This is a genomic window from Pseudomonas sp. FW305-E2, assembly GCF_058782925.1.
The window spans coordinates 40,745-47,042 of sequence record NZ_JBYSYE010000044.1; the positions used below are offsets into that span (position 1 = coordinate 40,745).

5 protein-coding genes are annotated in these 6,298 nt (G+C 62.6%); 2 read left to right on the plus strand and 3 right to left on the minus strand.

All coding sequences use genetic code 11. From position 1 onward, the window contains the following. Positions 1-106: 106 nt before the first annotated feature. The 3 genes from clpB to rluD form a co-directional block, all read right to left on the minus strand. The gene (gene clpB, locus AC3WLP_RS23600; RefSeq protein ID WP_003247550.1) at positions 107-2,671 is read right to left on the minus strand and encodes an ATP-dependent chaperone ClpB; all 2,565 of its coding nucleotides are present in this window, start codon (positions 2,669-2,671) and stop codon (positions 107-109) included. A 250-nt stretch (positions 2,672-2,921) separates the two neighbouring features. Further along, positions 2,922-3,662, minus strand: a complete 741-nt coding sequence (gene pgeF, locus AC3WLP_RS23605; protein WP_012051126.1) for a peptidoglycan editing factor PgeF — start codon at positions 3,660-3,662, stop codon at positions 2,922-2,924. Then, entirely contained in the window at positions 3,659-4,621 is a 963-nt protein-coding gene (gene rluD, locus AC3WLP_RS23610) for a 23S rRNA pseudouridine(1911/1915/1917) synthase RluD (RefSeq protein WP_088513562.1), read from the minus strand. The genes pgeF and rluD overlap by 4 nt, the downstream gene beginning before the upstream one ends. 147 nt (positions 4,622-4,768) lie before the next feature. Here rluD and AC3WLP_RS23615 point away from each other — a divergent pair, with 147 nt between their 5' ends. Beyond that, positions 4,769-5,788 (plus strand): outer membrane protein assembly factor BamD, encoded by a 1,020-nt coding sequence (locus AC3WLP_RS23615; RefSeq protein ID WP_012051124.1) that lies wholly within the window; start codon positions 4,769-4,771, stop codon positions 5,786-5,788. A 94-nt stretch (positions 5,789-5,882) separates the two neighbouring features. Further along, positions 5,883-6,113 (plus strand): PP0621 family protein, encoded by a 231-nt coding sequence (locus tag AC3WLP_RS23620; protein ID WP_014755231.1) that lies wholly within the window; start codon positions 5,883-5,885, stop codon positions 6,111-6,113. The last annotated feature ends 185 nt before the right edge of the window (positions 6,114-6,298 follow it).

A 6,298-nucleotide genomic window follows, 5' to 3' on the forward strand; every position in this document is an offset into this window, starting at 1 on the left:
GGCTGCATAGCCTGCAAAAATCTGCGCAGGGTTGGCCGCGAAGGGGCCGGCATGGGCAACAGGCAGAAAAAAGCCCCGCAAACGCGGGGCTCATGGTGCAACACAATCAGCCAAAGACGATTTCGTCGCCTTCCACCTTGGCGGTGATCGCCGTACCGGGCAGGAACTTGCCGGCCAGAATCAGCTGCGCCAGCGGGTTCTCGATCCAGCGCTGGATCGCCCGCTTCAGCGGCCGCGCGCCGTACACCGGGTCGTAACCCACGGCAATCAGCTTGTCCAACGCCTCTGGGCTCAGGCTCAGCGACAGTTCGCGCTCCAGCAGGCGGCTGCGCAGGCGGCCGAGTTGGATTTCGGTAATACCGGCAATCTGCTCGCGGCCCAATGGCTCGAACACCACCACTTCGTCGATGCGGTTGATGAACTCCGGACGGAAGTGTGCCCCCACCGCATCCATCACTGCCGCACGCTGTGCCTCGCGGTCACCCACCAGTTCCTGAATCTGCGCCGAGCCCAGGTTGGAGGTCATCACGATCACGGTGTTGCGGAAGTCCACGGTGCGCCCGTGGCTGTCGGTCAGGCGGCCGTCCTCCAGCACCTGCAACAGTACGTTGAACACATCCGGGTGGGCTTTTTCCACCTCGTCCAGCAGCACCACCGAGTAAGGCTTGCGCCGCACGGCCTCGGTCAGGTAACCGCCCTCTTCATACCCTACATAGCCTGGTGGTGCACCGATCAGGCGCGCGACGGAGTGCTTCTCCATGAATTCGGACATGTCGATGCGCACCATCGCCTCTTCGGTGTCGAACAGGAACTCGGCCAGCGCCTTGCACAGTTCGGTCTTGCCCACACCGGTCGGGCCGAGGAACAGGAACGAACCACTTGGCCGGTTCGGGTCGGACAGCCCGGCACGTGAGCGGCGTACGGCGTTGGCTACGGCGGTTACCGCCTCGCTCTGGCCAATCACGCGCTGGTGCAGCAGCTCTTCCATCTTCAGCAGCTTCTCACGCTCGCCTTCGAGCATCTTGGCCACAGGAATGCCGGTCCACTTCGACACCACTTCGGCAATTTCTTCCTCGGTGACCTTGTTGCGCAGCAACTGGTTTTCGGTCTTACCGTGCTGGTCGACCATCTGCAGGCTGCGCTCCAGGTCCGGGATCACCCCGTACTGCAGTTCGGCCATGCGGTTCAGGTCGCCTTTGCGACGGGCGGCTTCCAGCTCCTGGCGAGACTGCTCGATCTTTTGCTGGATTTGCGCCGAACCCTGCACTTCAGCTTTCTCCGAAGCCCAGATTTCTTCCAGGTCGGAATACTCACGCTCCAGCCGCTCGATTTCCTCGGTCAGCTTCTCCAAGCGCTTTTTCGCCGCTTCGTCTTCTTCTTTCTTCAGCGCCTGCGACTCCACCTTCAGCTGGATCAGGCGGCGATCAAGGCGGTCGAGCACTTCCGGCTTGGAGTCGATCTCCATGCGGATGCGGCTGGCCGCTTCGTCGATCAGGTCAATGGCCTTGTCCGGCAGCTGGCGGTCGGTAATGTAGCGGTGGCTGAGCTTGGCCGCAGCGATGATTGCACCGTCGGTGATGGCCACCTTGTGGTGCACTTCATAGCGCTCTTTCAGGCCACGCAGGATGGCGATGGTGTCTTCCTCGCTCGGCTCCTCGACCAGCACTTTCTGGAAACGGCGCTCCAGGGCGGCGTCCTTTTCGATGAACTGGCGGTACTCGTTCAGCGTGGTGGCACCTACGCAATGCAGCTCGCCGCGGGCCAGGGCCGGCTTGAGCATGTTGCCGGCGTCCATGGCGCCCTCGCCTTTGCCGGCGCCGACCATGGTGTGCAGTTCGTCGATGAACAGGATGATCTGGCCTTCCTGCTTGGACAGTTCGTTCAGCAGGCTTTTCAAGCGCTCTTCGAACTCACCGCGGTACTTGGCACCGGCAATCAGCGCGCCCATGTCCAGCGCCAGCAGCCGCTTGCCTTTGAGGCCGTCGGGCACTTCACCATTGATGATGCGCTGGGCCAGGCCTTCGGCAATGGCGGTTTTACCCACGCCAGGCTCACCGATGAGCACCGGGTTGTTCTTGGTACGGCGTTGCAGCACCTGCACGGTACGGCGGATTTCATCGTCACGGCCAATGACCGGGTCCAGCTTGCCCTCTTCGGCACGCTTGGTCAGGTCGACGGTGTATTTGTCCAGCGCCTGGCGCGACTCCTCGGCGTTGGCGTCATTCACTGCCGCGCCACCACGCAGGTTGTTGATGGCATTTTCCAGCGCTTTCTTGCTCACGCCCTGGCTCAGCAGCAGCTTGCCGAGCTTGCTGTTTTCGTCCATGGCGGCCAACAGCACCAGCTCGCTGGAAATGAACTGGTCGCCCTTCTGCTGTGCCAGGCGGTCTGCCTGGTTAAGCAGGCGTGCCAAGTCCTGCGACATGTTCACGTCGCCGGTAGGGTTCTGTATTTTTGGTAGTTGGTCGAGCTCTTTCACCAGCCCCTGGCGCAGGCCATTGATGTCGAAGCCTACCTGCATCAGCAGCGGTTTGATGGAGCCGCCCTGCTGTTCGAGCAGCGCCTGTAACAGGTGCACGGGCTCGATGGCAGGGTGGTCCATGCCAACGGCCAAAGACTGGGCATCGGATATTGCAAGTTGCAGCTTGCTGGTTAAACGGTCTATTCGCATGGTGTACCTTCCTTTAAAGGGCAGGTCGGAGCGATGGACAGCGCCTGTTTATAAAGAAACCTGCCTGAGATGCCTTTATAGATAAGGCTGATTCTGGAAGATTCAAGCGTAGCGGGGTTGACCAAAGTCAACCTGTTGGATTAATGGGGGGCCATTCGCGGGCATACTCGCCCCCACAGGTACACCACCGGTTTCAACGTTTGCGGAATCTCTGTGGGAGCGGGCGTGCTGGCGAAGAGGCCGGTACAGGCTAGCGCGGGTCCAGCCAGACCAACGATGCAAAACGCCCACCCTGCGGGGTACGGCGATAGGAGAAGAACCGCGCATCACTGACCGTGCACAAACCACCGCCATAAACAGCAGTCACGCCACGGGCAGCCAGGCGAATACGCGCCAGCTCATAGATATCCGCCAACAGCTTGCCTGGCCGTTCGCCGTCGACGAATGCCCGAGCTGCTTGCGGGTGCACGGCGGTAAAGGCATCACGCACTTCCAGCCCCACTTCGAACGCTTGCGGGCCAATGGCAGGCCCCAACCACACCAGCACCTCTGCTGGCGGCAGCGCCAGCCGGTCCAGCGTGGCTTCCAGCACGCCACCCGCCAGCCCGCGCCAGCCCGCATGTGCCGCCGCCACGCGGGTGCCGGCACGGTCGCAGAACAGCGCAGGCAGGCAATCGGCGGTCATCACGGTGCAGGCAATGCCAGGCTGGTGGGTCCAGCTGGCATCGGCCTCGGCGACCACCGCCGGGTCGGCATCCGCCACCACCCGCCCATGCACCTGCTTGAGCCAGGCCGGTTGGATGGTGAACTGTTCGCTCAGGCGGCGGCGGTTCTCGGCGACCGCGGCAGGGTCATCCCCAACATGGTCGCCGAGGTTGAAGGTTTCGTAAGGCGGCAAGCTGACGCCGCCCTGACGGGTGGTGACACAGGCGCGCACCGAGGCCGGGGCCGGCCAGTCGGGGAACAGCAACGCCTGCGTCAGGTCACTCATCCGATGAAGCTCTCGCGGTCCTGGTTCAGCAGCGACAGCAACCAGACGAAGTCATCCGGCAGTGGCGATTCCCACTTCATGACTTCACCGGTAATCGGGTGGGCCAAGGCAAGGAAACGGGCATGCAGCGCCTGGCGCGGGAAGGTCTTGACCGCCTCGACCATGGTCGGGCTGGCAGCGGGCGGAATACGGAAGCGCCCGCCGTACGTCTGGTCGCCAACCAGCGGGAAACCCACGTGGGCCATGTGCACGCGAATCTGGTGGGTACGGCCGGTTTCCAGCTTGACCCGCACATGGGTGTGCGAGCGGAAGCGCTTGAGTACGCGGTAGTGGCTGACCGCCGGCTTGCCGCCGTCGGTTACAGCCATGCGCTGGCGCATGCCGCCGTGACGGCCGATGGGCGCGTCGATCTTGCCACCGGCAGTCACCACGCCAATCACGATGCACTCGTAGATGCGGCTGACCTTGCGGGCCTGCATCTGCTCGACCAGCTTGGCCTGCGCCTGCAGGGTCTTGGCCACCACCATCAGGCCGGTGGTGTCCTTGTCCAGGCGGTGCACGATACCGGCGCGCGGTACATTGACGATGTCTGGCACATGGTGCAGCAGCGCGTTGAGCAGGGTGCCGCTGGCATGCCCGGCCGCCGGGTGCACAACCAGCCCGGCAGGCTTGTTGATCACCAGGATGTGGTCGTCTTCGTAGACGATATCCAATTCGATATCTTCTGCGATCCACTCGCCCTGGGCCTCTTGTTCAGCCTCCAGGGCAAGCAGAGAGCCACCATGAACAAGGTCTCGAGGGCGCACGACTGCACCATCGACCGTCAGGCGGCCCTCTTTGATCCACGAAGTTAGCCGCGAACGCGAGTACTCGGCGAACAATTGGGCGGCGACCTGGTCGAGGCGTTGGCCGCCCAGTTCGGACGGTACCTCTGCGCTAAGTTGAATGATCTCGGACATGCTCGATTCGGCGGGCGCACAGCCTTTGGTTTCGGCTGCGAGCTTGTGGTTAAATACGGCTTCTTTTGTCCCGGGGTTGGCCGGGGCGCTCATCATAACAGGACGGCACCGCCCAAGACAGCGGCCGTCAAAGGGACGCAAGCCGCCATGCGAGTGAAACACCTGCTGCTGATCGCCATCCTCGGGCTTACCGCGGCCTGTTCCTCTAATAAAGAGGTCATTGACGAGAACCTCAGCGAGGCCGAACTGTACCAGCAGGCCCAGGCTGATCTGGACAACTCCAGCTACACCAGCGCCGTGAACAAGCTCAAGGCCCTGGAGTCGCGCTACCCGTTCGGCCGCTATGCCGATCAGGCGCAGCTCGAGCTGATCTACGCCAACTACAAGAATGCCGAGCCCGAGGCCGCCAAGTCGGCCGCCGAGCGCTTTATCCGCCTGCACCCGCAGCACCCGAACGTCGATTACGCCTACTACCTCAAGGGCCTGACCTCGTTCGACCAGGACCGTGGCCTGCTGGCGCGCTTCCTGCCGCTGGACATGACCAAACGCGACCCGGGTGCCGCCCGCGACTCGTACAACGAGTTCGCCCAGCTGACCAGCCGTTTCCCCAACAGCCGCTACGCGCCAGACGCCAAGCAGCGCATGATCTACCTGCGCAACCTGCTGGCTTCGTACGAAATCCACGTGGCCGACTACTACCTGAGCCGCCAGGCTTATGTAGCGGCTGCCAACCGTGGCCGCTACGTGGTCGAAAACTTCCAGGAAACCCCGTCCGTCGGTGACGGCCTGGCGGTGATGGTCGAGTCGTACCAGAAGCTGCACCTGGACGAACTGGCCGCCACGAGCCTGGAAACCCTCAAGCTCAACTACCCGGACCACCCGAGCCTGGTCGATGGCGAGTTCCAGCCCAAGCAGACCGAGTCTGACGGCCGCGGCTGGCTGTCCAAGGCCACCTTGGGCCTGATCGAAACCGATACCCCGCTGCCGCCAGGCGAAACCCGCGCCAACCAGGACGTGGTCAAGCAGTTCCAGGACGCGCGCGACGAGATGCCGCGAGAGCTGCTGCCTAAAGACGAGAACGGCGACCCGATCGTGCCGGAAGGCCCGAAAGAAGCCGAGAAAGACCGTTCCTGGTTCAGCTACATGACCTTTGGTCTGTTCGACTGACCTTCAGCGGTGAATGAAAGGGAGGCCCTGGGCCTCCCTTTTTTATTGGCCGCGTCCTAGACTGTTGGCTTCTTCAATCGACAAGCTGGACACCATGGTTCGCCTACTTTTCTGGATCGCCCTGATCGCCGCCGCGTTCTGGCTGTGGCGCAAGTTCAAAGTCAGCCAGCAGTCGCACCCCGAGGCGAAGCTGGATGCGCCGCTGAAGATGGTGCGCTGTGCCCATTGCGGCGTGCACCTGCCCAACGACCGGGCGCTGCAGCAGGGTAATGAGTGGTATTGCAGCCAGGCCCACCTGCAGCAGGGCCCTGGCCACCAAGGCTGAACACGATGTCTGTTCAATCCTGAAACCCATTCGAAATCTGTGGGAGCGGGCTTGCCCGCGAAGCAGGCACCACGGTGTATGGCACCGGCTTCGCCGGTGTTCGCGGGCACGCCCGCTCCCACAGTTTTTATCTGCAATTTCGTGTTCCACATATCCCTCCCCGACCCTTTCACACCATTTACGAC

Coding starts and splice junctions, on each gene's coding strand:
- clpB (WP_003247550.1), bottom strand. CDS start 2,671: ATGCGAATAGACCGTTTAACCAGCAAGCTGCAACTTGCAATATCCGAT.
- rluD (WP_088513562.1), bottom strand. CDS start 4,621: ATGTCCGAGATCATTCAACTTAGCGCAGAGGTACCGTCCGAACTGGGC.
- AC3WLP_RS23615 (WP_012051124.1), top strand. CDS start 4,769: ATGCGAGTGAAACACCTGCTGCTGATCGCCATCCTCGGGCTTACCGCG.
- AC3WLP_RS23620 (WP_014755231.1), top strand. CDS start 5,883: ATGGTTCGCCTACTTTTCTGGATCGCCCTGATCGCCGCCGCGTTCTGG.
- pgeF (WP_012051126.1), bottom strand. CDS start 3,662: ATGAGTGACCTGACGCAGGCGTTGCTGTTCCCCGACTGGCCGGCCCCG.